The organism is Paraburkholderia phytofirmans, from assembly GCF_046028095.1.
Taxonomy (GTDB): domain Bacteria; phylum Pseudomonadota; class Gammaproteobacteria; order Burkholderiales; family Burkholderiaceae; genus Paraburkholderia; species Paraburkholderia phytofirmans_A.
The window spans coordinates 581,319-607,610 of sequence record NZ_JAQQDJ010000001.1; the positions used below are offsets into that span (position 1 = coordinate 581,319).

Sequence of the window (26,292 nt, forward strand, 5' to 3'; positions counted from 1 at the left end):
CGCGGAGCGCTGCATGAGCGTGAAACCCTGGGCGCGCCGTCCGTCGGTGCTCGCCCGCCAGGCGCTGGTGCTGTATACCGCGTTGATCGTCTACGGTTCGTGGTATCCGTTTTCGGGCTGGCGTTCGCTCGGCCTCGGTCCGTTTGCCTATCTGTCCGATCCCATGCCGCAGTACCTGACGGCGTTCGACGTCGTCACCAACGTGCTCGGCTATATGCCGTTCGGCGCGTTGGTGGTGCTCGCGGCGTATCCGCGCTGGCGCGGCACGCTGGCGGTCGCGTTCGCCTTCGTGCTCGGCGGACTGCTGTCCGGCGTGATGGAAGCCGTGCAAACCTATCTGCCGACGCGTGTCGCCTCCAATCTCGATCTCGCCGCCAACGCGCTCGGCGCGCTGCTGGGCGCGGCGATCATGTCGCCGGCGACGGGCGCGCTGCTCGATCGCGGCTTGCTACGGCGCGTGCGGCTTCTGTGGTTCGAGCGAGATCGAGCCGCACTTGCGTGTCTAGTCGTGGCGTGGCCGTTCGCGACGATGTACCCGGCGCCGCGCCTGTTCGGTCTCGGCAACTGGCCGCGCGCGCTCTGGCTGCGTTTCGATTCGACCACGCAAGACGCCTTGCTCGCGTGGACGCCACCGGGCTGGCACGTCGGCGCCTGGCCGGCGCTCGTCGCCGCGTGGATGCCTGACGACGTGTGGGAAGCCGTGATCACCACGCTGAACCTGTTCGCCGCGCTCGCACTGGCGTCGTTGCCGGTGCGCCGCCATGCGCCGCGCGTGCGCCTGCTGCTTCTGTTTATCGTGATGACCTTGTGCGTGAAGGTGGGTGCGACGTTTTTGCAGTCGCAGTCCGGCCTCGCGTTCGACTGGGCCACGCCCGGCGCGTTGGCGGGTCTTGTGTGCGGAACCGCCGCCGCACTGCTCACCTTGCGTCTGCAGCGCCGATCGCGCGCGGCGCTGGCGGGTGTCGCGCTGACGATCGCGCTGGTGTTCGTCAATCTGCTGCCGGTGAATCCGTATTTCGATGCCGTGCTCGCCGACTGGCGGCAAGGGCGTTATCTGCACTTCAACGGACTGGCGCATTGGCTCGCCTGGATCTGGCCGTATGCGGCGCTCGTGTGGCTGGCGTATGTGGTCGAACAGGCGTGGCTCAAGCGGCGCATGAAGCACACGTGAAGGTATGCAGCGCGCAGGGCAGGCGTGGACAGCATCAGCGACCGCTAGCCCCGCTCGTTATAATCGTTCGCACAACAGGCGCGCCGCCGTGCATCCAGCGCCATTCCCCACATTGACAGTCTCGCCTCCGGACATCATGGACTCCTTCTACAAGCACCACGTCTTCTTCTGTCTCAATCAGCGCGACCCCGGCGCCGAACGCCCGAGCTGCGCGAACTGCAATGCGCAGGAGATGCAGGAGTACGCGAAAAAACGCGTGAAGAAACTCGGACTCGCGGGTCCGGGCCAGGTGCGCATAAACAAGGCCGGCTGTCTCGACCGCTGCGAACTCGGCCCGGCGCTCGTCGTATATCCGGAAGGCATCTGGTACACGTACGTCGACGAGAGCGACATCGACGAGATCGTCGACTCGCACCTCGCGAACGGCAAGATCGTCGAGCGTCTGAAAATCGATCAATAAGCCTCGCCATGAACGTACACACCAAAAAATATCTGATCGACGGTCCGGTCGGCAAGATCGAGGTTGCGCTGGATCTGCCCGACGAAACGCGCGAAAGCGGCGCGGCGCCGCGCGGCATCGCGCTGGTCGCGCATCCGCATCCGCTGTTCGGCGGCACGATGGACAACAAGGTCGCGCAGACGCTCGCGCGCACACTCGTGCAGTTGAACTACGTGACGTATCGCTCGAATTTTCGCGGCGTCGGCGAAACGCAAGGCGAGCATGACGCGGGCATCGGCGAGCGCGACGACTTGCGCGCCGTGCTCGATCACATGCGCGCCGAACCGGGGCAAAGCGATCTGCCCCTCGTGCTGGCGGGTTTTTCGTTCGGCACGTTCGTGTTGTCGCACGTGGCCGCGCAACTGCGCGAAGAAGGTCAGGAGATCGAGCGAATGGTGCTGGTCGGCACGGCGGCGAGCCGCTGGGAAGTCGCCCCGGTGCCGGAAAACACACTCGTGATTCACGGTGAAACCGACGAGACGGTTCCCATTCAATCCGTTTACGACTGGGCGCGGCCGCAGGAATTGCCGGTTGTCGTGATTCCGGGCGCGGAGCATTTTCTGCATCGCAAGCTGCACGTGCTGAAGCGGATCATCGTCGACGCCTGGCGCTAAGCGACGCGCGATGTGTGTTTTCCGGGGTACAGGTACGCACAAACGCAAATTAATCGCCGGCCTTTGCGCAAAGTAACGGGGAGAGCGCGCGTATAATGGCGACTCTTTTTTGGGCGCGGCGCCGCCCATCCGGCAGTTCGCGCGACGCGTAGCGTCATTTTCGCGCGCAGCGGTGCCGGGTGCGGGCGTGCTGCGCGAACCGATCGCGTGGCCGGAAGTCCAATGGGCGCCGCGCCGTTTTTACGGCCAGACGCCCGCCGACCGGCTCTTCCAAACTCTGCGCCCTGCGCGCGATGTATTTTTCTGCACGAATCGACCCTATGCGTTTCTCCACCTCCGGCCGCACGTCATTCCCTTTCACTGCTTCCTTCGTTCCTTCTACGCTTAGCCGTGCCGTGACCCTCGGCGTGGTGCTGCCGGCCACGCTCGTCGCCAGCACCGCGTTCGCGCAAGTGCCGCCGCCGGCCGTGAATGCGCGTTCGTGGGTGCTCGTCGACGCGACCAGCAACCAGGTGCTCGCCTCGGGCAATGCGGACGAGCGCGTTGAACCGGCGTCGCTGACCAAGCTGATGACGGCGTACCTCGTCTTCGAAGCACTGCAGACGAAGAAGATCAACATGGACCAGACGGTCATGCCGAGCGAAGCGGTGCGCCGCGTGCGCACGGACGAATCGCGCATGTTCATCGAAGCCAACAAGCCGGTGACCGTGCACGATCTGGTGTACGGCATGATCATCCAGTCGGGTAACGACGCGGCGATCGCGCTGGCCGAACTGGTCGGCGGCAGCGAGTCGCAGTTCGTCAACATGATGAACACGGAAGCGCAGCGCCTCGGCATGAAGAACACGCATTTCGCCGATGTGAACGGCATGCCCGATCCGCAGCACTACACCACGGCGGGCGACCTCGCGGTGCTGTCGGCGCGTCTGATTCGCGACTTCCCTGACTACTACAACATCTTCTCGGTCAAGGATTTCACGTACAACAAGATCAAGCAGCCGAACCGCAACCGCCTGCTGTGGATCGACCCGACCGTCGACGGTCTGAAGACCGGTCACACACAAGGCGCCGGCTACTGCCTGATCGCGAGCGCGAAGCGTTCGCTGCCGGGCACGACCGACGCGTCGCGCCGTCTCGTCTCGGTCATGATGGGCGAGACCAAGGAACACGACCGCGTGCAGGACAGCCTGAAGATGTTGAACTACGGCTACAGCGCGTACGACACGGTGCGTCTGTACAAGGCGAATCAGGTGGTCGGCACGCCGCGCGTCTACAAGGGCGCGCAGGACACCGTGCAGATCGGCGTGAAGAGCGATCAGTACATCACCGTGCCGAAGGGCATGGGCGACAAGGTGAAGCCGCAGATCGAGCAGATCGATCCGTTGATCGCACCGATCGCGAACGGTCAGCAGGTTGGTACCGCAAAGCTGGTGGCCGACGGCAAGGTGCTGGCCCAGTTCCCGATCGTGGCCCTGCAGGCTGTGCCGCAAGCGGGCGTGGTCGGCCGCGTGTGGGATTCGCTGATGCTCATGTTCAACAAGAAGAAGTAAGAGCCTGATTGCAATGACCGCTGTTTCCGATGTTTCGCCCGATCCGATTGTCTATCTGAACGGCGAGTTGGTGCCGTTGTCCGAAGCGCGCGTGCCGGTTCTCGACCGCGGCTTTATTTTCGGCGACGGCATTTACGAAGTTGCGCCTTTGTATGCGCCAACCGGGGGCGCGCGCGGCCGCACGCCGTTCCGTTTCCAGCAGCACCTGGCGCGCCTCGCGCGCTCGGTCGACAAGATCGGCATCGTCAATCCTTTTGACGACGCCGGCTGGCGCGCGCTGATCGAGCGTGTGGTCGCTGCAAACGAGGCGGACGGCGGTTTGCGCGTCGATCAGGACGCGATTGCCTATATTCAGGTCACGCGCGGTGTCGCCAAACGGGGTCATGCGTTTCCGGCCGGCATCCAGCCGACCGTGTTCGTGATGGTCACGCCACTGAACCTGCCGGACGCGGCACAGCGCGCGCAAGGCGTGCGTTGCGTGACGGCGGAAGATCGCCGCTGGCTCAATTGCGACATCAAGTCCGTGTCGCTGCTCGGCAACGTGCTGATGGCGCAATATGCCGCGGAGAACGACGCGTTCGAGACGATCCAGTTTCGCGACGGCATGCTGACCGAAGGATCGTCGTCGAATGTGTGGATGGTGAAGGACGGCGTGTTGTCCGCGCCGCCGCGCAGCCACAAGATTCTCGAAGGGATTCGCTACGGTCTGATCGAAGAACTGACAAGCGAATGCGGCATCCGTTTCGAAGCGCGCGAGATCACCGAAGCCGAACTGCGCGCGGCTGACGAGATCATCGTCAGTTCGGCAACCAAGGAAGTGCTGCCGGTCACGCAACTCGATGGCCGGCCGGTCGGCGAGGGCAAGCCGGGTGCCGTCTTCGCGGCGCTGTATGCGGCGTATCAGCGAGCCAAAGCCCAGCAAGCGCGCGAGGCGCAGCAAGGAGTAAAGAATGAGTTCCGTGAACGAGTCACTGTTTGAGTTTCCTTGCGATTTCCCGATCAAGATCATGGGCAAATCGCACCCCGAGTTCGCCGAGACGATCGTCACGGTCGTGCGGCAGTTCGACAACGAAGTCGACGCCTCGCGCATCGAAACGCGGCCGTCCAGCGGCGGCAATTACACGGGCCTGACGGTCACGGTGCGCGCCACGAGCCGTGAGCAGCTCGACGATATCTATCGCGCGCTCACCGGCCATCCGATGGTCAAAGTGGTGCTTTAAAGCCGTTCTCCGTATTCGTGTTACGGCGTGACGTGCAATGCGTTCGCCGATAGATCGGCGCTTGCGGCAGGTCGTAGCTCGCAAGCCCGGTCGAAAAGCTGCTTGAAGCGTCCCACCTCCTCGAATACCCAGTCGCGAAACGCTTTCACACGGGCGGTTTCCAGCATCTGCGGCGTGCAGATGAAGTAGTACTGCCATGGGCTCGGCCCATCCACATCGAAAAGCCGCACGAGGCGGCCCGCCGCGATCTCTGGCATGGCCAGCGAGCGGCGCGTGAGCGCGATTCCCTGGCCGTCGATGGCGGCCTGCAGCAGATTCGACGAATCCTGGTACAGCACGCCGCGCTTCGGCTCCGGCCAGTCGGTGAGGCCGGCGGCGTCGAACCAGGGGCGCCAGAGTTCGTCGTCGGAACGCAGTAGCGGGAATTTGGCCAGATCGGCCGGCGTTTGCGGCAGCTTGCCGCTGTTGAAAGTCGGCGCGCAAGCGGGAAAGAAAATCTCCTCCAGCAACAACTCCGAATGCAAACCCGAATATTTGCCGAAGCCGAAACGGATCGCCACGTCGACGTCGTCGCGCGCGAAGTCCGTGAGCGCGTTGGTGGACAGCAGTTCGAGATCCCACTGCGGATGCGCCTCGATAAAACTGCCGACGCGCGGCGTCACCCAGCGCGCCGCAAATGACGACAGCATGGACACCACGAGGCGCCGCTCGCGATCGCCGGCGCGGATTTCGCGGGTGGCGTCGGCGAGCGCCATGAGCGCCGCGCGCACGTGCGTGGCGTAGCGGCGGCCGGTTTCGGTGAGCCGCACGCGTTTGCCGTCGCGCGCGAACAGGGAGACGCCGAGTTCGGCTTCGAGCGCGCGGATCTGGTGGCTGACGGCGCCATGGGTGACGAAGAGTTCGTCGGCGGCGCGCGAGAAGCTTTCGTGGCGGGCGGCGGCCTCGAATGCCTTGATCGCGTTCAGGGCGGGTAATTGCCGAAGGTCCATGGCAATATTTCTCACATAGAGGTGAAAATAGATCGTTTTACGTAAACCCTTGCTACGCCTAGGATTGTAGTCATGAAACGACTTTTGGCGAGGGCATCATGCGAGAAATTTCCTCTAGCATCGCGTTTGAAATCCGCAGTGGCGAAACGGTTCCCCTGAAGGTGGCGCGCAGCACCAAGCTGGTCGTTCGTGGCGGTGCGGTGTGGGTCACGCGCAGCGACGATACGGAAGATTACTGGCTGCAACCCGGTCATACGCTGCGGTTGCGGCGCGGTGAACGGCTGTGGCTGAGCGCCGAGGGCAACGGGCAAGCGAGAGTGGCGTTTTCAGTGCCAACACGCTGCGACGAGCGCGCGCTGAATTGGTTTGCGCGCATCGGCGAACGGTTGGCTGCGCGTATGCGAGGCGGCTGGCGCACGGTTTGATGGTACTTCCGCGGGCGCGCCGGTTTAGCCGGATGGCGCGCCGCGGCGTGATTTGGTGGCGTAGCCGGCGCGGCCTAGCCGCGACGTCCAGCACTACCGGCGCCGCCGCGCCATGGTGAATTGGTACTTCGAGGCGCAGCCACGCTACAACGACTTGACGTTTCCAATCCTGCCACCTTCGGCGGGGATTCCCAGATTTCGGTAAACTGCGGGGATCATGTGTGCCACCCCGGTTTTCCCGACTCCCTTGCCCTCCACGACGCTCACGCTGCGTTGGCGCGGCAGCGAACCCTACGAAGTCAGTTTCGAAGCCATGCGCACGTTCACCGACGAACGCACGGCCGACACCCCCGACGAAATCTGGCTGGTCGAACATCCACCCGTCTTCACGCTAGGCCAGGCGGGCGACCCCGCCCATCTGCTGGCCGCCGACAGCGGTATTCCTCTGGTCAAAGTCGACCGGGGCGGGCAGATCACGTATCACGGGCCCGGCCAGGTGGTGGCCTACCTGCTGCTCGATTTGCGCCGCCGCAAGTTGATGGTGCGCGAACTGGTCACGCGAATCGAGCAAGCCGTGATCGACACCCTCGCGGCGTATAATCTCGCCGGAGAACGAAAGGCGGGCGCCCCCGGTATCTACGTGGCGCCGGGGCCGGACGTCGGGCTGCACGCCGGTGCCAAGGTTGCGGCGCTGGGTCTGAAAATCCGCAACGGCTGCAGTTATCACGGCGTGAGCCTGAACGTGAACATGGATTTGCGGCCGTTTCTGGCCATCAATCCATGTGGCTACGCGGGGCTCGAAACAGTCGATATGGCAACGCTTGGCGTCGTCGCCGGCTGGGACGACGTGGCCCGTACCTTTGCAGAACGCCTCACCGCAAACCTCGACGGCAGTCCTGCGGCCGTCGCCCAACCACAGGCTGGTGCTCTCACCGCCTGACTGGATCGAACGAATGACTGACGTTACCGCGAACCTCGCAGCTTCCCCCGCTCCTGACGCCGTGCCGGCTTCCGCCGCCGCTTACGACGCCACCGCCAAGCAGAAGGCGCAAGCCAAAACCGCCCGTATTCCGATCAAGATCGTCCCGATCGAAAAGCTCAAGAAACCCGACTGGATCCGCGTCAAAGCGGCGACCGGCAACTCGCGTTTCTACGAAATCAAGCAGATCCTGCGCGAGCACAACCTGCATACGGTGTGTGAAGAGGCAAGCTGCCCGAACATCGGCGAATGCTTCGGCAAGGGCACGGCGACCTTCATGATCATGGGCGACAAGTGCACGCGCCGCTGCCCGTTCTGCGACGTTGGCCACGGCCGTCCGGATCCGCTCGATGTGGACGAACCGGGCAACCTCGCGCGCACCATCGCTGCGTTGAAGCTCAAGTACGTGGTGATCACCAGCGTCGATCGTGACGATTTGCGTGACGGCGGCGCGGCTCACTTCGTGGAATGTATCCGTCAGACGCGCGAGCTTTCGCCGGAGACCCGCATCGAAATTCTGACGCCGGACTTCCGCGGCCGTCTGGATCGTGCGATCGGCATTTTGAATGCCGCGCCGCCCGATGTGATGAATCACAACCTCGAAACGGTGCCGCGTCTGTACAAGGAAGCGCGCCCGGGGTCGGACTACGCGCATTCGCTGAAGCTGCTGAAGGACTTCAAGGCGCTGCACCCTGAAGTCGCCACCAAGTCCGGTCTGATGGTGGGCCTCGGCGAAACCGAAGAAGAGATTCTGCAGGTGATGCGCGACCTGCGTGAACACGACGTGGACATGCTGACGATCGGTCAGTATCTGCAACCGTCGGAACACCATCTGCCGGTGCGGTCTTACGTGCACCCGGACACGTTCAAGATGTACGAGGAAGAAGCGTACAAGATGGGTTTCACGCACGCAGCCGTGGGTGCAATGGTTCGCTCGAGCTACCACGCCGATTTGCAGGCGCATGGAGCTGGCGTGGTCTGAGCGTCTTTGCGGATAGCTGCCAGTTTGAGAAAGAGCCTGCACGCGTTGCAGGCTTTTTTCTTTTGGGCGGTCAGATTTTGATTGCCGATGCCGCGCAATTTCGCCCTTCTCTGCGAAGAATTACCGGTAGTAACGTGCGAGCAGCATGCAGATCGAGGCGATCGTGCTACCGATGACTGAAAATGGAGCGGCCAGTTCGATCAGGCGATCGCGCACATCGCGATTTTCCATGACGTAGTCGATCAGATTGGGCATTTGAGTTCTCCCTGTTGGACGTGCTTAAAAGTATAGCTCAGAGGGTTGCTGATTAGTAGTTTAACGAATAATGAGATAGGGCGAATGAGGCGGCAACTGCTGCAGTCATGATCGTGGATGTCCACATCAATTTCCGTTCACGTGCCTCGTCGCCGTGACGATAATCAGGATGTGGCGTCGAGTCAGCTGCGCCGAACGACACGAGGATGGATGCCACGACGAGAAATAGAACATGCCACAGCAATCCAGCCAACATGAAAGCCAGCCTGCTATTCGTCGATGCATCGCCCAACGCGCTTCCGATCTCATAGCACGCGCTGGCGCACATTGAGATGACGACCCAGAGAAGCTGTCCGTTCTGCACGGAACGTATCGCAATGCCGTTGGACGACTGCCGATAGAACCGCGAAAAGCTCAACAGAGGCAGCAGCGCAAAGGGCGCACACACCGGCACGCCGACGTTGAAAAGCAACCAGCTAAGGCGGCCAACTAAATCGATCATAGGAATGCGAAGTTCTGGCGACGCAAAGATGATCCCGCTGCCGTCGATACAAGGTCAATCTGCCGAACGGCCAGCTTGCGCACACACGCCACATTCCGCCATCATTCGCTGGAACCGCCCGACTGCCCACTCCAGCAGTCGCCGCTAACCAACCGAACGTGAAAAGCAATGCTCAAACAGCGTGATTAGCAATCGCGGATTAATTAGAACCGGCCGCGAACAAACTGCCTATAGTCGAAAGCCTCCCGAACAACACCTGCTCAAGGGGCTTCCCGATGAACCGCTTCCTCCGTCCGCTTGCCGCGTTCGCTACGCTGCTCGCATTGTCCGCGCCGTTTGCTTCCGTGGCGCACGCCGACACCAAAGAAGTCGTGATCGCGTATCAGGACATGGTAGTGCCCTGGCGTTACGCGCAGGCCACCGGTGAAGTGGAGAAAGCCACCGGCTACAAAGTCACCTACCGCAAGCTGGGCAGCGGCGCCGACGTGATCCGCGCGCTGGCCTCCGGTTCGGTGCAACTCGGGGAAGCCGGTTCGAGCCCGATCGCCGCAGGCCTGTCGCAGGGCGTGGATATTTCGCTGTTCTGGATTCTCGACAATATCAACGACGCCGAAGCGCTGGTCGCACGCGATGGCTCCAATGTAACGAGCGTCGCCGGTCTCAAAGGCAAGAAGATCGGCGTGCCTTTCGTATCGACGTCGCACTTTCACACGCTGGTTGCGTTGCAGAGCGCCGGCGTGAATCCGTCCGACGTCAAGATCGTCAACCTGCGCCCGCCTGAAGTCGCGGCGGCGTGGGAGCGCGGCGACATCGACGCGACGTATATCTGGGACCCCGTGCTCGCCAAGGTCAAGAAGAACGGCAAGGTGCTCATTACGTCGGGGCAGGTCGCGCAGCAGACCGGCAAGGCGACCTTCGACGGCTTCGTCGTCGATCGCAAGTTCGCCAGTCAGAACGCCGAGTTCGTCGCGCGTTTCGTGAAGGTGCTCGCCGCGACCGACGCAAGTTACCGCGACCACACGTCCGCTTGGACGGCAGCGTCGCCGCAGGTCGAGGCGGTCGCCAAGGAGTCCGGCGCGAACGCGCAGGAAGTGCCGGCGAGCCTGGCGTTGTACGCGTTCCCGACGCCGGCGCAGCAGGCTTCGAATGCATGGCTCGGCGGTGGCGCGCAATCGGGCGCGGCGAAGTCGCTGGCCGCCACCGCGGCGTTTCTGAAGACGCAAGGCACGATTCAGAACGTGTTGGCCGACTATTCGACCGGCGTCGATCCGCAGTTCGTGCAGCGTGCGGCGCATTGATCGTCGCGCACTGTCTCCCATTGGCATCATGAGGCCCGGCGATGAGCGGTCTTGAAATCCGGCGACTGCACGTCGCCTACGAAGGCGCGCGCGGCGCGGCGCCGCATGTCGCGCTCGCCGATGTCGATCTGCGTATCGAACCCGGCGAGTTCGTGGTCGCGCTGGGCGCGTCGGGCTGCGGCAAGACGACCTTGCTCAATTGCATTGCCGGCTTCATCCCGCCGACTGAAGGTGAAGTGAGATTAAACGGCGAACCCGTGCTCGGACCGGGCGCGGACCGCGGCGTCGTGTTTCAGAAGTACGCGTTGATGCCGTGGCTGGATGTGCTCGACAACGTCGCGCTCGGTTTGCGCTTTCAGCGTGTGCCGAAGGCGGAGCGCGAGCGCATTTCGCTCGACATGCTGAAGCTCGTCGGACTCGAGAAGCATGCGCGCTCGCGCGTCTATGCGCTGTCGGGCGGCATGCAGCAGCGCGTGGGCATTGCGCGCGCGCTCGCCAGCGATCCACAAGTGCTGCTGATGGACGAACCGATGGGCGCGCTCGACGCCATGACGCGCGAGTCGATGCAGGAGCTCGTGCTCGATGTTTGGGGCCGCACACGCAAGACGGTGTTCTTCATCACACATAGCGTCGAAGAGGCGCTCTTTCTCGCGACCCGTCTCGTCGTCATGACGCCGGGACCGGGCCGCATCGCCGATAGCTACGACTTGCCGTTCGCACGGCGTTTTCTGCAGACACGCGATGCGCGCGCGGTGAAGTCGTCGGCGGATTTCATCGAATGGCGCGAGCGGCTGGTGCATCGGCTGCATGAGCGCAACCAGGACGAGGTGCTGTCGTGACGGCTTCGCGTGAATCATTGGGTGACGTGCCGCTCGCGCAGACCAGCAAGCGCCCGCGGCAAACCGGGCGGCCCGTGCGCGGCTGGCGTCTGCCGGGCGAAGGTCCGACCGCCACGCTGAGTGCGCTCTCGGTCACGACGCTCGCGGCATTGTGGTGGCTTGCCACGCATCTGCACTGGTTGCCGCCGCTATTTCTGCCGACGCCCGAAGCGGTATGGACCGCGTTTCTCGACGCGTGGCACGGCCGTATTCAAGGCGGTTTGCCGCTCTCTGAGCATCTGGCGTGGAGCGCGTTGCGCGTGTTCGGCGCGTTTGCGCTGGCCGCGCTCACGGCGGTGCCGGTCGGTATCCTGATGGGCGTGAGCCGGGTTGCGCGCGGCCTTCTCGATCCGCCGCTCGAGTTCTATCGACCGCTGCCGCCGCTCGCTTATCTGCCGCTGGTGGTGATCTGGTTCGGCATCGACGAAACGGCGAAGATCGTCGTGATCTATCTTGCCTGCTTCGCGCCGATTGCCATGGCCGCGCGCGCCGGCGTGCGCAGCGCGACCATCGAGCAGATTCATGCGGCGTATTCGTTGGGCGGCCGCTTCTCGCAGATCGTGCGGCATGTGGTTTTGCCGGCGGCGTTGCCCGAGATTCTCACCGGCCTGCGCATTGCAATCGGCTTCGGCTGGACGACGCTGGTCGCCGCGGAAATGGTCGCGGCCACTGCGGGCCTGGGTCAGATGGTGCTCAACGCGTCGAGCTTTCTACGTACCGACGTGGTGGTGATGGGCATCGTGCTGATCGGATTGATCGCGTGGCTGTTCGATCTGGGCATGCGTGCGCTGGAACGGCGGCTCGTGCCGTGGAAAGGGCGCGTGTAACGCAGCGGCCGAACGCCGCGACAGCGCTCAGGCCCGGCCGAACAGCTCGATCACCGGCCAGCCGCGTTCCGTGGCGATAGCACGCAAACGCGTATCAGGATTGGTCGCGACCGGATGCGTGACGCGCTCCAGCAACGGCACGTCGTTGATCGAATCGCTATAGAACCAGCTCTGCGGGAAATCCTGCAGACGATGGCCGAGCGAGGCAAGCCAGCTCTCGGTGCGCGTGATCTTGCCTTCGCGGAAGGTGGGCGTGCCGACCGCCATCCCCGTAAAACGCGCCAACGGATCGCCGCCTTCGGTGCCAAGCTCGATTCCCAGCAGATGCTCGAAACCGAGCGCCTTGCCGATCGGCTCCGTGATGAACACATTAGTTGCGGTGACGATACAGCAGAGATCGCCCGCATCGAGATGGCGTTGCACGAGCGCGCGCGCTGCCGGCAGGATGGCCGGCGCAATCACCTGCTGCATGAACTGCGCATGCCACGTGTCGAGCTGCTCGCGCGAGTGGCGGGCAAGCGGCGCCAGCGTGTAGTTCAGGTAAGCGGCCATGTCGAGCGTGCCGGCCACGTACTGCTGGTAGTAATCGTCGATTTCCTGCGCGTGCCGCGCGGCGCCTTCTATCCCCAGTCCGGCAATGAAGTGGGCCCACGCCTGATCGCTATCCAGCGGCAGCAACGTGTGATCCAGGTCGAACAGCGCAAGGTTGCGGCTCATCCAGAGTTCTCGTGGTTAGGTGGTCGAGTGACCGGAGTCGCCGCATGACTGACCATGAGCCGGCACACAGCAATCCACAGCTTTATCCGAGCCTATATTTAAAAGCACAAAATTACAATAAGGCAAAAATGTGCAACACTACTGTCATACGCCCCGGGTGCCGGTTCGCGCGGCATGCGGTTCGGGTCATGGCAGCAGGAATGGATGCGCAGTGCCTTATGTTGATTCTCCTAAACCTTCTGGCCGGTGTGGCGCTCCTCGTGTGGGGGTCGCACATTGTGCGCACCGGCATCCTGCGAGTCCTCGGCGCCGATCTGCGCAGCGTGCTGGGGCGCAGCACCAGTAGCCGCTGGCGGGCTTTTCTCTCGGGTGTCGGCGTTACGAGTCTCGTGCAGAGCAGTAATGCCACCGCGGTGATCGTCACGTCGTTCGCGGCCCAGGGACTTTTACCGCTCACCAGCGGCCTCGCGATCATGCTCGGCGCAGACGTGGGCACTGCGTTAATGGCGCGGATCCTCACGCTCGATCTGTCCTGGTTGTCCCCGATCCTGATTCTGCTCGGCGTGCCGCTCTTTCTGTCGCGCAAGCAAACCCGTCTTGGCCAGGCCGGCCGCACGTTGATCGGCCTCGGTTTGATCCTGCTGGCGCTGCGTCTGATCGTCGAGGCCGCGCAGCCGATGATGCAAGGCGCCGGCGTGCGTGTCATGTTCGGTGCGTTGACCGGCGACACCATGCTCGACGCACTGGTCGGCGCCGCGTTCGCGATGCTGTCCTATTCAAGCCTTGCCGCTGTCCTGTTGACCGCAACGCTCGCCTCGTCCGGCGTGATTTCGCTGAAGGTCGCGCTGTGCCTCGTGATCGGTGCGAATCTCGGCAGCGGCCTGCTCGCGCTGCTCGGCACCGTCGCGCAAAACGCGGCGGCGCGGCGTCTTGCGTTGGGCAGCTTTGCGTTCAAGCTGGCCGGCGCGCTGCTGATCCTGCCGTTCACTTCGCTGCTCGCACGCGGTCTGCCGGTGCTGATCGCGAATCCGCGTGAAGCCACGGTCGGCTTCCATCTGATCTACAACACGCTGCGTTGCTGCGCGTGCCTGTCGCTAATCGACCCGGTGGCGCGTATCTGCGTGCGCGTGTTGCCGAACCGGCCGGTGCCGGGCGGTGAGCTACGGCCGCTCCACCTGGATGCCACCGCGCTGTCCACGCCGACGCTCGCGCTGGCGCATGCCTCACGCGAGGTGCTGCGGATCGGCGACATCGTGCGATCCATGCTCGACAATGTCGCGGATCTGATCCATCACAACAATCTCGACAAAGCGCGCGAAACGGTCCTCATGGACGACGACGTGGACGAACTCTACGCCGCCGTCAAAACTTATCTGACGCTGATCTCGCGCGAGCAACTCGACGAAGCCGACAGCCGCCGCTGGACCGACATCATTTCATTGACGATTAACCTGGAGCATGCGGGCGACATCATCGAGCGGATCGTGCGGGACATCGAGGAAAAGAAGATCGCTCATCGCCTGTCGTTTTCGGAAGAAGGGCTGGGCGAACTGGACGACTTGCAGGCGCGGCTTGTCAGCAATCTGCAGCTCGGCCTGTCGGTGTTTCTGAACAACGATCTGCGTTGCGCCGAGCGTCTGCTCGCGGAGAAGGAGCGCTTTCGCGATCTGGAGCGCGCGTATTCGTACCGGCATCTGGACCGGCTCGCCGGACAGACCTTGCGAAGCATCGAGACGAGTGCGCTGCATCTCGATCTGATCAGCGACATGAAGCGGCTCAATTCACTGTTCTGTTCGACCGCCTATCCGGTACTCGACGCAGCCGGCGCATTGCACGACACGCGCTTGCGCAAGCGTTCGCTCGATACGATGCACGTGAAGGAATAACGCTCGAGTCCCCCGACCCAAGCCCTAAGCAAGCACGATCTCTTCGAGCTTCTTCTTCAGCGATGCAAAGTCGGCGGCTTCGGCCGCTTTTTTGTTGGTGACGAGCACGTCGATCCGATCGACCGGGCAGTACGAGATACGGCTGCGTTGGCCGATCTTGCTGTAGTCGGCGAGGATCACCACGCGGTCCGCGTTGGCGACCATGGCGCGCGCCACTTCGGTTTCGGCGTGATCGTAATTGGTCGCGCCATGCCGGTGATCGATACCGACCGGCGACAGCAGCGCGAGGTCCGCACGATAGCGCTGGATGTCGAGCACGGTGGTCGCGCCGGTGGTCGCCATGGCGCGGTCGCTGATCGAGCCGCCGAGCAGGATGACTTCGTTGGCGGCTTCGGTCTGATCGACCGCGCCGCGCATCTTCAGTGCGACGTCGATCGAATTGGTGACGATGGTGAGGTTTGCGAGCTTCGCCAGTTCTTCGGCCAGCGCGGCGGTGGTGGTGCCTGCGTCGATGAACAGCGTCTGGCCGCTCGCGATCAAACCGGTGGCCGCCTTCGCAATCGCCGTTTTGGATTTGACGCGCATGTGCGCGCGTTCGGCGATCGGCGCTTCGTCGGCGGGCTTGATCGCGCCGCCGTGCACGCGCCGCAGTTCACCGAGCGCTTCGAGATCGAGCAGGTCGCGCCGCACGGTTTCGCGCGATACCCCAAGGTCCGCCATGATCCGTTCCGTGGACACGCGTTGCAGCGTGGACAGTAACGCGCGAATTCTTTGATGACGGTCTTCCTGCCACATTCATTTTTCCCTGGATGCGTACGCGCGTTGGTTCAGCTTGTATTTAACTGCGACATCGTGGTCACGAATGTGTGTCCGGACGATGTCAAGGCTACTACTTTAGTCGAATTGTGTTGTATTTTTTTGGCAGCTTGCAAGTTTGTGTATTTCAATTTAGCCTTCGCAGATCGAAGCGCGCAGTCTATTTCGAACATCAAATGTTCGAAAAGGAATTGAAATGTCCGGTTTCGAGCATTTCGCGGCATTTTTTGGCAATTTGATTGACCCGTGTCATCGTCATAATGGATCTCGGGGTTTGCCGTCCAGGCGATAGGTCGGTGACGTTTCGCGCTGCGGGATGACTGCACGCTTCGTCATCCTGACAATGACATTGCAACGCACGGTGCGATGGATGCATCGAGTGTATGCCCGGCTTTCGCGGCGCTTGCCTTGGCGCGATACTACGCACGGGCTCGCACTTGGAGGCAACATGAGGCCGCGCATGCCTCACGTTGGCCGAGGCGGCGGTGACGGCCGGGAACGTGTCGAGAGCATAGTCAACCCGCTCTATCTGAAAGGTAACGCGACGTGGGAAACGGGATTAATCGCACCTTATCCGCAGACTGGCCTTATCCGCGACTGGCCGCCCATCGCTGCGGCGGCACGCTGGCGCCGGAAAACACACTCGCGGGTTTCGACGCCTGCGTGCGCTACGGCTACCGCATGGTCGAATTCGACGCCAAGCTTTCCGCCGACAACCAGCTGTTCCTGCTCCACGACGACACCCTCGAGCGCACCACCAACGGCCACGGCGCCGCCGCCGAGCACACCTGGCAGCAGCTGGCGACGCTCGACGCCGGCTCATGGTACGGACCGCAATTCGCCGGCACGCGTTTGCCGACGCTGGCCGAGGCGGCCGAGCGCTGCGCGCGCGACGGCATTGCCGCCAACATCGAAATCAAACCGTGTCCGGGCCGCGACGAAATCACCGGCACGCTGGTGGCAAGCGGTGCGCTGACCTTGTGGCAAGGACAGAAGACGCCGCCGTTGCTGTCGTCGTTTTCGTTCGAGGCGCTCGCCGCTGCGCGCGACGCGGCGCCGTCGCTGCAACGCGGCATGCTATTCGAAGAAATTCCTGACGACTGGCTGCGCATCGTGCGTGAACTGGACTGTGTGTCATTTCACGCGAACCAACGTTATCTCACCGAGCGGCTGGTCGCGGAGGTTCACTGCGCCGGCCTGCGCGTGCTCGCCTACACCGTCAACGATCCGGCGCGCGCGCAACTGCTCGCGCAGTGGGGCGTCGACATGATTTGTACAGATCGCATCGATACACTGCAACACGACATGTTCCCGGCGCCGGCCAACCTGGCGTGAACATGGTGCGGGCGCGCAAGTGCAACCATGCACGCGCGCGCTCTCTGAAGCTCGAACTAGAAATTTTCCAAACGTAGCAATTTCGGCAGAGGATGGGGAAAGACTATGAACCGCACCGCGTTAGCTCGCTTACTTTCGATGTCAGCCGTTGCGGGTGTCACCGCCGCCGGCGTCAGCAGCAGCGTTTCGGCCGCGCCGCTCGACGCACTGATCGCCGCCGCCAAGCAGGAAGGCCAACTCACCGTGATCGCGCTGCCGCACGACTGGTGTAACTACGGCGAACTGGTGGCCGGCTTCCAGAAGAAATACGGCATCAAGATCAATGAACTGAATCCGGATGCGGGTTCGGGCGACGAAGTCGAAGCCATCAAAGCGAACAAAGGCAACAAGGGCCCGCAGGCGCCCGACGTGATCGATGTGGGTCTGTCGTTCGGTCCGTCGGCAAAGGCAGAAGGATTGCTGCAGCCGTACAAGGTCGCCTCGTGGAACTCGATCCCGAAGGAGTCGAAAGACGCCGACGGCTATTGGTATGGCGATTACTACGGCGTGCTCGCGTTCGAAGTCAACGCCGACATGATCGACAAGGCGCCGTCCGACTGGAGCGATCTGCTCAAGCCCGATTATAAGAACGCCGTGTCGCTCGCGGGCGACCCGCGCTCGGCCAACCAGGCGATCCAGGCCGTGTACGCCGCCGGTTTGTCGCAAAGCAAGGGCGACGTGAGCAAGGCCGGTCAGGCCGGCCTGACGTATTTCGCCAACCTGAACAAGAGCGGCAACTTCGTGCCGGTGATCGGCAAGGCCGCGTCGCTCGCGCAAGGCACCACGCCGATCGTCGTGCGTTGGGACTACAACGCGCTGGCCGACCGCGACACGCTGAAGGGCAACCCGAAGGTGAATGTGGTGATTCCGAAAACGGGTGTGGTCGCCGGCGTGTACGTGCAGGCGATCAGCGCTTACGCGCCGCATCCGAACGCAGCCAAGCTGTGGATGGAATATCTGTACTCCGACGAAGGCCAGATCGGCTGGCTGAAGGGCTACTGCCACCCGATGCGCTACAACGAGCTGGTGACCGGCAAGAAAGTGCCGCAAGCGCTGCTCGACAAGCTGCCGCCGCCGTCGGCTTACAAGAACGTGGTGTTCCCGACGCTCTCGCAACAGGACGCGTACAAGGAAACCATCACGAAGCACTGGGACGAAGCGGTCGGCGCGAACGTCAAGTAAGGCGTAGCGCGCAGGTCGCGGCGGCAGCGGAGCAAGCGCGCCGCGACACAAAAACCGTAGCGTGAAGTTTTGCCGCCCCGGCGCGCCGCCGCTCGTGATGAGCGCAGCGCGCCGGGTGCGTTTGCCAGATTGCCCCAAGGGTGAGCTATGAGCGCTTCATCGGATGCCGGGTCGGTACAGCCGGAATTGCTGGTTCCGCCTGTGCCAACCCCAACGCCTCGCGTCGACGGTCCGGGCCGCGCGTCGCAGTTCCTTGCCTGGATCGGCGTAGTGCCGTTCTTTACGTTCGCGTTGCTGTTCCTGATTCTGCCGACCGGCTTCCTGATGGTCGGCGCATTCCAGGACCCGCAAGGCCACTTCACGCTCGCCAATTTCCGCGACCTGCTCCAGCCCACCGTCATGGACGCGTACTGGATCAGCTTCAAGGTGAGCGCAGCGTCTTCGCTGGGCGGCGCGGTGATCGGTTCGCTGCTCGCATGGGCGGCGGTGCAGGGCAAACTACCCGGCTGGATTCGTCCGACCTTGATGACGTTTTCGGGCGTCGCGTCGAACTTTGCCGGCGTGCCGCTCGCGTTCGCCTTCATCTGCACTTTGGGGCGCGTTGGGCTCGTCACCGTGCTGCTGAAAAAATACCTGGGCTTCAATCTTTACTCGACCGGCTTCAGCGTCCTGAGCTTTTCCGGCTTGACGCTGACCTATCTGTATTTCCAGATTCCCTTGATGGTGCTGATCGTCACGCCCGCGCTCGACGGTTTGAAGCGCGAATGGCGCGAGGCCTGCGATTGCCTCGGCGGCACCGCGTATCAATACTGGCGCTACGTCGCGCTGCCGGTGCTGTGGCCGAGCGTGCTCGGCGCCGCGCTGCTGCTGTTCGCCAATTCGTTCGGCGCGGTTGCCACGGCCTACGCGCTCACCGGCAGTTCGCTGAATATCGTCACGATCCTGTTGTACGCGCAGATTCGCGGCGACGTGATGCACAACCAGAACCTCGGCTATGCGCTCGCGCTCGGCATGGTGCTCGTCACCGGCCTTTCGAATGGCGGCTACATCTGGCTGCGCTCGCGCGCTGAAAGGGGACGTCGATGAAAAGCCAATCGCGCGTGGGTGCGTGGACCGCGATGATCGTCGGTTCGCTGTACTTCCTCATTCCGTTGATCGCGACGTTCGAGTTCAGCCTGCGCATGAAGCGCGGCACCTATAGCTTCGAAGCGTATAGCGTCGTGCTCGGCGATCCTCGCTTTCAAGCCTCGTTCGGCTACTCGATTCTGATGGCGCTGCTGACGATCGTGGTCGGCGTGCTGCTGGTGGTGCCGACCGCTTACTGGGTGCAATTGCGTTTGCCGAAGCTGCGGCCGGTGGTCGAATTCATCACGCTGCTGCCGCTGGTGGTGCCCGCCATCGTGATCGTGTTCGGTTATCTGCGCATCTATAACAGCAGTTCGATTCTGCCGCTCACCGGCAACGAGCGCGCCACCGACCTGCTGCTGGTATTCGGCTACGTGACGCTCTCGCTTCCGTACATGTACCGCGCCGTCGATGCCGGCCTGCGCGCGGTCGACGTGCGCTCGCTCACCGAAGCCGCCGAGTGTCTCGGCGCGAACTGGCCGACGATTCTCTTCAAGGTGATCTTTCCGAATATCCGCTCGGGCATTCTGTCCGGCGCGTTTCTCACCTTTGCGGTGGTGATCGGCGAGTTCACGCTGGCGAGCTTGCTCGACCGTCCCGCGTTCGGTCCGTATCTGCAGTTGATCGGTGCGAACCGCGCGTACGAGCCGTCGGCGCTCGCGATCATCGCGTTCGTGATCACGTGGGCGTCGATGGGACTGATTCAGGTATTCGGCTCGGCCCGCGCGATGAGCGGCCAGAAAGTGTGAGCAATGAGTGTGACCAATGAGTTTGACCAGCGAGTTTGATCCAACAAGTTTGACGGACTGAGGCAGCGAATCATGGCATTCCTTGAGATCGAAAATCTGCATAAGTCCTTCGGGGCGAACATTGCGCTGCATCACTTCGACATGAAGATCGAACGCGGCGAGTTCATCACTTTCCTCGGGCCTTCCGGCTGCGGCAAGACGACGGTGCTACGCATGATCGCCGGCTTCGAAACGCCGACGCGCGGCATCATCCGGCTCGACAACAAGGACGTCACGCACCTTCGCACGCGACAGCGCAAGGTCGGCATGGTGTTCCAGTCGTATGCGCTGTTTCCGAACATGACGGTGGCCGAGAACATCGGCTTCGGGCTGAAGATCACGCATCGCCCGCAGGCGGAGATCAATAGCCGCGTCGAAGAGATGCTGCAACTGATCAAGCTGCCGCATCTGGGCGGGCGCTATCCGTGGCAATTGTCGGGCGGCCAGCAGCAGCGCGTGGCGCTCGCGCGGGCGCTGGCAGGTAAGCCGCAGGTGTTGCTGCTCGACGAACCGCTCTCAGCGCTCGACGCCAAGATCCGTATCTCATTGCGCCTGGACATTCGCGCATTGCAGCGCGAACTCGGCATCACGTCGATTTTCGTCACGCACGATCAGGAAGAGGCGCTGTCGATTTCCGACCGCATCGTCGTGATGAACGAGGGCCGCGTCGAACAGATCGGCTCGCCCTCGGAGATCTACAACTTTCCGCGCACGCGCTTCGTTGCGTCGTTTGTCGGCACGCTGAATATTCTGGCCGGGCATGTGGTGGATCCGGCGACCGGCAGGATGGTGGTGGACGGCCAGGAGCTCACCACGACGCAAGAATTGCCGTCGGACGATGCGGGCAAGAAGCGCCTGCTCGCGCTGCGGCCCGAAGCGATCGTGCTGGAGCCGGCCGCGCCCGGCCGCAACACGCTGAACGCCACCGTCGAAGAAGTGAATTTCCTCGGCGCAGTAGTGCGCATCAGAACTCGCGTGAAAGACGCCGTGATTTCGCTCGACGTATTCAACGATCCGAATCGCGGTTTGCCCGAACGCGGCCAGCCGGTGTCGCTCGGTTTCTCGCACGAGAATCTGCTGGTGCTGGAAGAGGGCAGCGTTTAACGACCGCAAGTTGGAAGGCGCGCTTGCCGCCTGGCCAGGCACGCCGTAGAAAGCCCTACGGGTTATCCCGAGGCCGCCGTCCCAATGGATTCCGGATTCCCCGACAGCCTTTGTCCGGATTTCCAGAATCCCGGACGGCGCGTACACTGGACCGTCAGAAAACCTATAAAAATCAAGGCGTCGATCCAGGCATCGAGCTGGCATCGACCTTGCAAATTAGAATCCGCGGCCGCAACGGTCCGACAACTACAGCAAGGAGACAACGATGTCCGATTTCCCTTCCCGGTATTTCTGAATTCGTCCCTTGTCGCGGCCTAATGCCGTGCACAGGCGTGACGACTATTCGTTCGCATGATGCGCAGCGTGGCAGGCCATTGAGCTCATCCACATCGCAGGAACCATCGTGAAGAAACCTATCCACAAAGTGCTGTACGTCCAGGTGATCGTGGCGATCCTTATAGGTATCGCACTCGGCCATTTCTATCCGGATTTCGCCGTCGACATGAAGCCGCTCGGCGACGGCTTCATCAAGCTGATCAAGATGGTGATCGGACCGATCATCTTCTGTACGGTGGTGACGGGTATCGCCGGCATGGAGGACATGAAGAAGGTCGGGCGAGTTGGCGGCAAGGCGCTGCTGTACTTCGAGATCGTCTCGACTTTCGCGCTGGTGCTCGGCCTGATCGCCACGCACGTGTTGAAGCCGGGCGTCGGCTTCAACATCGATCCGGCTACGCTCGACGGCAAGGCCGTCGCCTCGTATGCCGCGAAAGCGCACGGCCAGACCACGGTCGACTTTCTGATGCACCTCATTCCGGACACGCTCGTGTCGGCGTTCGCGCAGGGTGAAATCCTGCAGATCCTGCTGATCGCGCTGCTGTTCGGCGCGGTGCTCGCGACGGCCGGCGAGAAGGGCAAGGTCGTGACGAGCTTTATCGACGGGCTCTCGCATGTGCTGTTCGGCATTGTGCGGATCATCACGAAGCTGGCGCCGATCGGCGCGTTCGGCGCGATGGCCTTCACGATCGGCAAGTACGGTATCGGCTCGCTGCTGCCGATGCTCAAACTGATCGGCACGTTCTATCTGACGTCGATCGTGTTCGTGGTGGTCGTGCTTGGCATCATCGCGCGCGCGGTGGGTTTCAACATCCTGCGCTTCGTCGCGTACATCAAGGAAGAGATGCTGATCGTGCTCGGCACGAGCTCTTCCGAAGCCGCGCTGCCGCAACTCATGCTGAAGCTCGAAAAGCTCGGCTGCTCGCGTTCGGTGGTGGGCCTCGTGGTGCCGACCGGTTATTCGTTCAACCTCGACGGCACCAACATCTACATGACGATGGCCGTGCTGTTCATCGCGCAAGCCACCAACACCGACCTCACGTGGACACAACAGCTCACGCTGCTGGCGGTGACGATGCTGACCTCGAAGGGGGCGAGCGGCGTGACCGGCGCGGGTTTCATCACGCTGGCCGCGACACTGGCCGTGGTGCCGACCATTCCGCTGTCGGGCATGGTGCTGATTCTCGGTATCGACCGCTTCATGAGCGAATGCCGCGCGCTGACGAACATCGTCGGTAACGGCGTGGCGACGGTGGTGGTGTCGGCATGGGAAAAGGAACTGGACCGCAACAAGCTGAACGCCGCGTTGCGTGGCGATGTGCCGCTCAAAGAACCGGCCGGCGTTTAAGCCGCGCAATCGGCAACGCCTTCTAACGTAACGCTCATGGCCGCGGACACCAGCGTATGAAACCGGTGGCCGCGCGCCCAACCCTCACGTCGTCGGCCGACGAAGCTGACGCCGACGACGCATCGCCTTATGCCACAATAAACGATCCTCACCGATCGGATATTGCCAACGTGACGCGACGCCTGCTGATCCTCTTCGCGCTCGTCGCCGGGCTCGTGGTGGCGTGCGGGCTCACTTACAGCATCGCGTGGCAAAGCGGCATCGATCATTTGCGGCGCAACGCCGCAGTGCGTGTCGATCGTACGACCAGTGCGCTGAAGAGCACGCTCGAACGCTACGAATCGCTGCCTTATCTGCTGGCGGAACATCCCATCGTGCAGGACGTGCTGGTCAATCCCACGCCGGCCAATGTGCAGCGCGCCAACCTTTATCTCGATGACCTGAACCGCCATGCGCGCGCCACGGTCACCTACATCATTCCGCTCGACGGCTTTTGCGTCGCCGCGAGCAACTGGCGCGGACCGGGCAGCTTCATCGGCGGGGGCTATCTGTTCCGGCCGTATTTTGTCGACGCGGTCAAAGGCGGCGTGGGCCGCTTTTTCGGCATCGGCACGATTTCACAGGCGCCGGGCTACTACATCTCGCAGCCGGTGCGGCGCGAGGGCAAGATCGTCGGCGTGGCGGTGGTCAAACTCGATCTCGAATGGTTCCAGGGCGTGGATGCGTCCGAACCGCTCGTCGTCACCGACGATCACGGCGTGATCTTTCTGTCGTCGGTGCCGGCATGGAAGTACCACACGATCCGGCCGCTGTCGGGGCCGGTCGCCGATTCGATCTATCAGGCGCGCCAATACGCGCAGCAGCCGCTCGCGCCGCTGCCGGTGTCGATCGAACGCACGCTCGAAGGCAACGCGCAGATCGTGCGCATCGGCGGCGGCCGCTATGCGCCGCGTTATCTGGCGTCGCGGCGCGGCATGGGCGAGCCGGACTGGCATCTGATCACCATGTCGCCCGTCGATCCGGTCGACGCCGATGCGCGCAAGGCAACCATCGTCACAGCCTTCGGCTACGTGTCGCTCGTGTTGCTCGCGTTTTACTGGAGAATGCGCCGGGCTCGCGTGCGCGAAGTGATGCGCAGCCGCGCGCTGCTGCAAAAAGCCTACGCCGAACTGAACCGGCGGGTCGCCGAGCGCACCGCGGACCTCTCGCAGGCGAACGAACAGTTGCAGAAGGAAGTGGCCGAACGCACGCGCGCCGAGCAGGAGTTGCGCGCCGCGCACGACGAACTGATCCAGGCGAGCAAGCTCGCCGCGCTTGGTCAGATGGCCGCCGGCATCACGCATGAATTGAATCAGCCGCTCGCCGCGTTGCGCGGTTTCTCGGACAACACGCGCGTGCTGCTCGAGCGCGGCGACCAGGCATCGGCGCGCGAAAATCTCGAAGCGATCGCCGCGCTCACCGAGCGCATGGGCAAGATCACCAATCAGTTGAAACTGTTCGTCGGACGCGCGCGGCCACGTAGTGCGCGGGCGCCGATCGTGCGGGCGTTGCGCAACGTCGTCGCGCTGTTGCAAAAGCGCTTGCAGGGCGTCGAAGTCGAAATCACGTTGCTCGATGCGGACAGCGGCACGCGCACGCCGCTAAGTCTCGCCGACGACCATCCCGAACTGATCGCTCACTGCGACGATCTGCGGCTCGAACAGGTGTTGATCAACCTGCTCGGCAACGCGCTCGATGCAACCGCCGACTTGCATCCGCCACGCATTTCGATCGAGATCGAAGTCGCCGATGCGAATCTGTCGTTCGCCGTGAGCGATAACGGTCCCGGCATCGCCGACGACGTCCTGCCGCGTCTGTTCGAGCCTTTCTTCACCACCAAGGAAATGGGCCAGGGACTGGGGCTGGGACTCGCGATATCGTCGTCGATCGCGCGCGATTGCGGCGGCTCGCTGGTGGCGCGCAACGCGCCGGACGGCGGTGCATTGTTCGTGTTGACGTTGCGCCGCGCGCGCGCACTGACGAGCCACACAACGGACCCGCTCACCACGGGCTCCTGAATCACACGGAAAACGCCATGCTGAACCACGGCCTGCAAGTGCTGTATATCGAAGACGACGAACTGGTGCGGCGCGCCAGCGTGCAGAGCCTGCAACTGGCGGGCTTCGACGTGATCGGGCATGCCTCGGTGGAATCCGCGGCGAAGACGATCAGCGCGGACTTCTCCGGCGTGATCGTCAGCGACATTCGCTTGCCGGGCGCGAGCGGCCTCGACCTGCTTGCGCAATGCCACGAGCGTGCGCCGGACGTGCCGGTGATTCTGGTCACGGGCCACGGCGATATTTCGATGGCCGTTCAGGCGATGCGCGACGGCGCGTACGACTTCATCGAAAAGCCTTTCGCGTCCGAGCGTCTGATCGAAACTGTGCGGCGCGCGTTGGAGCGCCGCAAGCTGGTGCTGGAGAACCTCGCGCTGCGCCGTGAATTGGCGGAACAGAACTCGGTGGCGCCACGGATCATCGGCAGAAGTCCGGCCATCGAACAGGTGCGCCGGCTGATCGCCAACGTCGCGCCCACCGACGCCTCCGTGCTGATCAACGGCGACACTGGCGCGGGCAAGGAGTTGATCGCGCGCAGTCTGCATGAGTTGTCGCCGCGGCGTGACAAGCCGTTTATCGCGGTGAACTGCGGCGCGCTGCCGGAGCCGATGTTCGAGTCGGAAATGTTCGGCTACGAGCCGGGCGCTTTCACCGGCGCGGCGAAACGGCGCATCGGCAAGCTCGAACATGCGTCGGGCGGCACGCTGTTTCTGGATGAAATCGAGAGCATGCCGCTCGCCTTGCAGGTCAAGCTGCTGCGTGTGCTGCAGGACGGCGTGCTGGAGCGGCTCGGCTCGAATCAGCCGATTCGCGTGAATTGCCGCGTGGTCGCCGCTGCCAAGGGCGATATGGCCGAGCACGTCGCGGACGGTTCGTTCCGGCGCGATCTGTTGTACCGGCTGAACGTGGTGACGATTGCACTGCCGCCGCTGGGCGAACGTCGCGAGGACATCGTGCCGCTCTTCGAACACTTCCTGCTGGACGCGGCGGTGCGCTATCAACGTCCCGCGCCGATCCTCACCGACCGCCAGCGCGCCGGCCTGATGCAGCGCGACTGGCCGGGCAACGTGCGGGAGCTGCGCAACGCCGCCGACCGCTTCGTGCTCGGCATCGCGGACGATCCGGTGATGTCTTTCGGCGACGACGGCGCGGCCACGCAGCCGTTGAAGGAGCGAGTCGAACAATTCGAGCGGGCAGTGATCGCGGAAGCGTTGGAGCAGACCGGCGGCGTTGTGGCGGTCGCGGCGGACAAGCTGCAACTCGGCAAGGCGACGCTCTACGAGAAGATCAAGCGCTACGGGCTCGCCGCGAAGGGCGAAGGGGAGCGGTGA

Annotated in this window: 26 protein-coding genes; 21 read left to right on the forward strand and 5 right to left on the reverse strand. The window is 63.1% G+C overall.

Annotated features, from left to right (window positions below; genetic code table 11):
* Positions 1 to 13: 13 nt before the first annotated feature.
* The 6 genes from PQR54_RS02610 to PQR54_RS02635 all read left to right on the forward strand — a co-directional run bounded on the left by PQR54_RS02610 (position 14) and on the right by PQR54_RS02635 (position 5,054).
* A complete protein-coding gene (locus tag PQR54_RS02610; protein WP_408243948.1) occupies positions 14 to 1,171 on the forward strand; it encodes a VanZ family protein in 1,158 nt (385 codons plus the stop codon).
* Between the two features lie 136 nt (positions 1,172 to 1,307).
* Positions 1,308 to 1,631 (forward strand): (2Fe-2S) ferredoxin domain-containing protein, encoded by a 324-nt coding sequence (locus tag PQR54_RS02615; RefSeq protein ID WP_408243949.1) that lies wholly within the window; start codon positions 1,308 to 1,310, stop codon positions 1,629 to 1,631.
* Positions 1,632 to 1,639: 8 nt separating this feature from the next.
* Positions 1,640 to 2,284: an alpha/beta hydrolase gene (locus PQR54_RS02620; RefSeq protein ID WP_408243950.1), complete on the forward strand. Its 645-nt coding sequence runs from the start codon at positions 1,640 to 1,642 to the stop codon at positions 2,282 to 2,284.
* Between the two features lie 320 nt (positions 2,285 to 2,604).
* Positions 2,605 to 3,834, forward strand: a complete 1,230-nt coding sequence (locus PQR54_RS02625) for a D-alanyl-D-alanine carboxypeptidase family protein (protein ID WP_408243951.1) — start codon at positions 2,605 to 2,607, stop codon at positions 3,832 to 3,834.
* Between the two features lie 13 nt (positions 3,835 to 3,847).
* A complete protein-coding gene (locus tag PQR54_RS02630; protein ID WP_408243952.1) occupies positions 3,848 to 4,813 on the forward strand; it encodes a D-amino acid aminotransferase in 966 nt (321 codons plus the stop codon).
* On the forward strand, positions 4,785 to 5,054 hold the full coding sequence (locus tag PQR54_RS02635) for a DUF493 family protein (protein ID WP_106282264.1): 270 nt from the start codon (positions 4,785 to 4,787) through the stop codon (positions 5,052 to 5,054). Before PQR54_RS02630 ends, PQR54_RS02635 begins: the two co-directional genes overlap by 29 nt.
* A gap of 20 nt (positions 5,055 to 5,074) precedes the next feature.
* Here the strand turns inward: PQR54_RS02635 and PQR54_RS02640 are convergent, their stop codons facing one another.
* On the reverse strand, positions 5,075 to 6,043 hold the full coding sequence (locus PQR54_RS02640) for a transcriptional regulator GcvA (RefSeq protein ID WP_408243953.1): 969 nt from the start codon (positions 6,041 to 6,043) through the stop codon (positions 5,075 to 5,077).
* Positions 6,044 to 6,141: 98 nt separating this feature from the next.
* Between PQR54_RS02640 and PQR54_RS02645 the strand changes: the two genes are divergently transcribed.
* The 3 genes from PQR54_RS02645 (at position 6,142) to lipA (ending at position 8,429) form a co-directional block, all read left to right on the forward strand.
* Entirely contained in the window at positions 6,142 to 6,468 is a 327-nt protein-coding gene (locus PQR54_RS02645) for a DUF2917 domain-containing protein (protein WP_132376228.1), read from the forward strand.
* Between the two features lie 217 nt (positions 6,469 to 6,685).
* Entirely contained in the window at positions 6,686 to 7,408 is a 723-nt protein-coding gene (lipB, locus tag PQR54_RS02650; protein WP_408243954.1) for a lipoyl(octanoyl) transferase LipB, read from the forward strand.
* A 13-nt stretch (positions 7,409 to 7,421) separates the two neighbouring features.
* Positions 7,422 to 8,429: a lipoyl synthase gene (gene lipA, locus PQR54_RS02655; RefSeq protein ID WP_106282260.1), complete on the forward strand. Its 1,008-nt coding sequence runs from the start codon at positions 7,422 to 7,424 to the stop codon at positions 8,427 to 8,429.
* 120 nt (positions 8,430 to 8,549) lie between these two features.
* On the opposite strand, the gene PQR54_RS02660 is transcribed toward lipA, so the two are convergent.
* Positions 8,550 to 8,684 (reverse strand): hypothetical protein, encoded by a 135-nt coding sequence (locus tag PQR54_RS02660; RefSeq protein WP_258193327.1) that lies wholly within the window; start codon positions 8,682 to 8,684, stop codon positions 8,550 to 8,552.
* A 52-nt stretch (positions 8,685 to 8,736) separates the two neighbouring features.
* Entirely contained in the window at positions 8,737 to 9,186 is a 450-nt protein-coding gene (locus PQR54_RS02665; protein ID WP_408243955.1) for a hypothetical protein, read from the reverse strand.
* A 275-nt stretch (positions 9,187 to 9,461) separates the two neighbouring features.
* On the opposite strand from PQR54_RS02665, the gene tauA reads away from it, so the two are divergent.
* From tauA to PQR54_RS02680, 3 genes are read left to right on the forward strand one after another with little or no spacing between them, the layout of a single operon-like run.
* Complete coding sequence (tauA, locus tag PQR54_RS02670) at positions 9,462 to 10,484, forward strand: taurine ABC transporter substrate-binding protein (protein WP_408243956.1); 1,023 nt, start codon at positions 9,462 to 9,464, stop codon at positions 10,482 to 10,484.
* Between the two features lie 41 nt (positions 10,485 to 10,525).
* Positions 10,526 to 11,323, forward strand: a complete 798-nt coding sequence (locus tag PQR54_RS02675) for a taurine ABC transporter ATP-binding protein (RefSeq protein WP_408243957.1) — start codon at positions 10,526 to 10,528, stop codon at positions 11,321 to 11,323.
* A 26-nt stretch (positions 11,324 to 11,349) separates the two neighbouring features.
* Positions 11,350 to 12,189, forward strand: coding sequence for an ABC transporter permease subunit (locus tag PQR54_RS02680; protein ID WP_408244245.1), 840 nt, complete (start codon positions 11,350 to 11,352; stop codon positions 12,187 to 12,189).
* A 27-nt stretch (positions 12,190 to 12,216) separates the two neighbouring features.
* On the opposite strand, the gene PQR54_RS02685 is transcribed toward PQR54_RS02680, so the two are convergent.
* Positions 12,217 to 12,906, reverse strand: a complete 690-nt coding sequence (locus PQR54_RS02685) for a histidinol-phosphatase (RefSeq protein WP_408243958.1) — start codon at positions 12,904 to 12,906, stop codon at positions 12,217 to 12,219.
* Positions 12,907 to 13,124: 218 nt separating this feature from the next.
* Between PQR54_RS02685 and PQR54_RS02690 the strand changes: the two genes are divergently transcribed.
* Entirely contained in the window at positions 13,125 to 14,792 is a 1,668-nt protein-coding gene (locus tag PQR54_RS02690) for a Na/Pi cotransporter family protein (protein ID WP_408243959.1), read from the forward strand.
* A 24-nt stretch (positions 14,793 to 14,816) separates the two neighbouring features.
* Here PQR54_RS02690 and PQR54_RS02695 read toward each other — a convergent pair whose 3' ends face one another.
* Positions 14,817 to 15,587 carry a DeoR/GlpR family DNA-binding transcription regulator gene (locus tag PQR54_RS02695; protein ID WP_106302239.1) on the reverse strand — a complete coding sequence of 257 codons (771 nt, stop codon included), beginning with the start codon at positions 15,585 to 15,587 and terminating at the stop codon, positions 14,817 to 14,819.
* A 567-nt stretch (positions 15,588 to 16,154) separates the two neighbouring features.
* Between PQR54_RS02695 and ugpQ the strand changes: the two genes are divergently transcribed.
* The 8 genes from ugpQ to PQR54_RS02735 all read left to right on the forward strand — a co-directional run bounded on the left by ugpQ (position 16,155) and on the right by PQR54_RS02735 (position 26,292).
* Entirely contained in the window at positions 16,155 to 16,943 is a 789-nt protein-coding gene (gene ugpQ / locus PQR54_RS02700; RefSeq protein ID WP_408243960.1) for a glycerophosphodiester phosphodiesterase, read from the forward strand.
* Positions 16,944 to 17,048: 105 nt separating this feature from the next.
* Positions 17,049 to 18,164, forward strand: a complete 1,116-nt coding sequence (locus PQR54_RS02705; RefSeq protein ID WP_408243961.1) for an ABC transporter substrate-binding protein — start codon at positions 17,049 to 17,051, stop codon at positions 18,162 to 18,164.
* Positions 18,165 to 18,311: 147 nt separating this feature from the next.
* Complete coding sequence (locus PQR54_RS02710) at positions 18,312 to 19,250, forward strand: ABC transporter permease (protein WP_408243962.1); 939 nt, start codon at positions 18,312 to 18,314, stop codon at positions 19,248 to 19,250.
* On the forward strand, positions 19,247 to 20,038 hold the full coding sequence (locus PQR54_RS02715; protein WP_091796880.1) for an ABC transporter permease: 792 nt from the start codon (positions 19,247 to 19,249) through the stop codon (positions 20,036 to 20,038). The genes PQR54_RS02710 and PQR54_RS02715 overlap by 4 nt, the downstream gene beginning before the upstream one ends.
* 72 nt (positions 20,039 to 20,110) lie before the next feature.
* Positions 20,111 to 21,181, forward strand: a complete 1,071-nt coding sequence (locus tag PQR54_RS02720) for an ABC transporter ATP-binding protein (protein ID WP_408243963.1) — start codon at positions 20,111 to 20,113, stop codon at positions 21,179 to 21,181.
* 403 nt (positions 21,182 to 21,584) lie between these two features.
* Entirely contained in the window at positions 21,585 to 22,865 is a 1,281-nt protein-coding gene (locus PQR54_RS02725) for a dicarboxylate/amino acid:cation symporter (protein WP_408243964.1), read from the forward strand.
* A gap of 56 nt (positions 22,866 to 22,921) precedes the next feature.
* The gene (locus tag PQR54_RS02730) at positions 22,922 to 24,922 is read left to right on the forward strand and encodes a sensor histidine kinase (RefSeq protein WP_408243965.1); all 2,001 of its coding nucleotides are present in this window, start codon (positions 22,922 to 22,924) and stop codon (positions 24,920 to 24,922) included.
* A 17-nt stretch (positions 24,923 to 24,939) separates the two neighbouring features.
* Positions 24,940 to 26,292 (forward strand): sigma-54-dependent transcriptional regulator, encoded by a 1,353-nt coding sequence (locus PQR54_RS02735; protein WP_408243966.1) that lies wholly within the window; start codon positions 24,940 to 24,942, stop codon positions 26,290 to 26,292.

What these genes read in the sequence shown, in the direction of transcription:
- PQR54_RS02610 (WP_408243948.1), top strand. Translation starts at nt 14, where the DNA reads ATGAGCGTGAAACCCTGGGCGCGCCGTCCGTCGGTGCTCGCCCGCCAG.
- PQR54_RS02615 (WP_408243949.1), top strand. Translation starts at nt 1,308, where the DNA reads ATGGACTCCTTCTACAAGCACCACGTCTTCTTCTGTCTCAATCAGCGC.
- PQR54_RS02620 (WP_408243950.1), top strand. Translation starts at nt 1,640, where the DNA reads ATGAACGTACACACCAAAAAATATCTGATCGACGGTCCGGTCGGCAAG.
- PQR54_RS02625 (WP_408243951.1), top strand. Translation starts at nt 2,605, where the DNA reads ATGCGTTTCTCCACCTCCGGCCGCACGTCATTCCCTTTCACTGCTTCC.
- PQR54_RS02630 (WP_408243952.1), top strand. Translation starts at nt 3,848, where the DNA reads ATGACCGCTGTTTCCGATGTTTCGCCCGATCCGATTGTCTATCTGAAC.
- PQR54_RS02635 (WP_106282264.1), top strand. Translation starts at nt 4,785, where the DNA reads ATGAGTTCCGTGAACGAGTCACTGTTTGAGTTTCCTTGCGATTTCCCG.
- PQR54_RS02640 (WP_408243953.1), bottom strand. Translation starts at nt 6,043, where the DNA reads ATGGACCTTCGGCAATTACCCGCCCTGAACGCGATCAAGGCATTCGAG.
- PQR54_RS02645 (WP_132376228.1), top strand. Translation starts at nt 6,142, where the DNA reads ATGCGAGAAATTTCCTCTAGCATCGCGTTTGAAATCCGCAGTGGCGAA.
- lipB (WP_408243954.1), top strand. Translation starts at nt 6,686, where the DNA reads ATGTGTGCCACCCCGGTTTTCCCGACTCCCTTGCCCTCCACGACGCTC.
- lipA (WP_106282260.1), top strand. Translation starts at nt 7,422, where the DNA reads ATGACTGACGTTACCGCGAACCTCGCAGCTTCCCCCGCTCCTGACGCC.
- PQR54_RS02660 (WP_258193327.1), bottom strand. Translation starts at nt 8,684, where the DNA reads ATGCCCAATCTGATCGACTACGTCATGGAAAATCGCGATGTGCGCGAT.
- PQR54_RS02665 (WP_408243955.1), bottom strand. Translation starts at nt 9,186, where the DNA reads ATGATCGATTTAGTTGGCCGCCTTAGCTGGTTGCTTTTCAACGTCGGC.
- tauA (WP_408243956.1), top strand. Translation starts at nt 9,462, where the DNA reads ATGAACCGCTTCCTCCGTCCGCTTGCCGCGTTCGCTACGCTGCTCGCA.
- PQR54_RS02675 (WP_408243957.1), top strand. Translation starts at nt 10,526, where the DNA reads ATGAGCGGTCTTGAAATCCGGCGACTGCACGTCGCCTACGAAGGCGCG.
- PQR54_RS02685 (WP_408243958.1), bottom strand. Translation starts at nt 12,906, where the DNA reads ATGAGCCGCAACCTTGCGCTGTTCGACCTGGATCACACGTTGCTGCCG.
- PQR54_RS02690 (WP_408243959.1), top strand. Translation starts at nt 13,125, where the DNA reads ATGTTGATTCTCCTAAACCTTCTGGCCGGTGTGGCGCTCCTCGTGTGG.
- PQR54_RS02695 (WP_106302239.1), bottom strand. Translation starts at nt 15,587, where the DNA reads ATGTGGCAGGAAGACCGTCATCAAAGAATTCGCGCGTTACTGTCCACG.
- PQR54_RS02705 (WP_408243961.1), top strand. Translation starts at nt 17,049, where the DNA reads ATGAACCGCACCGCGTTAGCTCGCTTACTTTCGATGTCAGCCGTTGCG.
- PQR54_RS02710 (WP_408243962.1), top strand. Translation starts at nt 18,312, where the DNA reads ATGAGCGCTTCATCGGATGCCGGGTCGGTACAGCCGGAATTGCTGGTT.
- PQR54_RS02715 (WP_091796880.1), top strand. Translation starts at nt 19,247, where the DNA reads ATGAAAAGCCAATCGCGCGTGGGTGCGTGGACCGCGATGATCGTCGGT.
- PQR54_RS02720 (WP_408243963.1), top strand. Translation starts at nt 20,111, where the DNA reads ATGGCATTCCTTGAGATCGAAAATCTGCATAAGTCCTTCGGGGCGAAC.
- PQR54_RS02730 (WP_408243965.1), top strand. Translation starts at nt 22,922, where the DNA reads ATGAAACCGGTGGCCGCGCGCCCAACCCTCACGTCGTCGGCCGACGAA.
- PQR54_RS02735 (WP_408243966.1), top strand. Translation starts at nt 24,940, where the DNA reads ATGCTGAACCACGGCCTGCAAGTGCTGTATATCGAAGACGACGAACTG.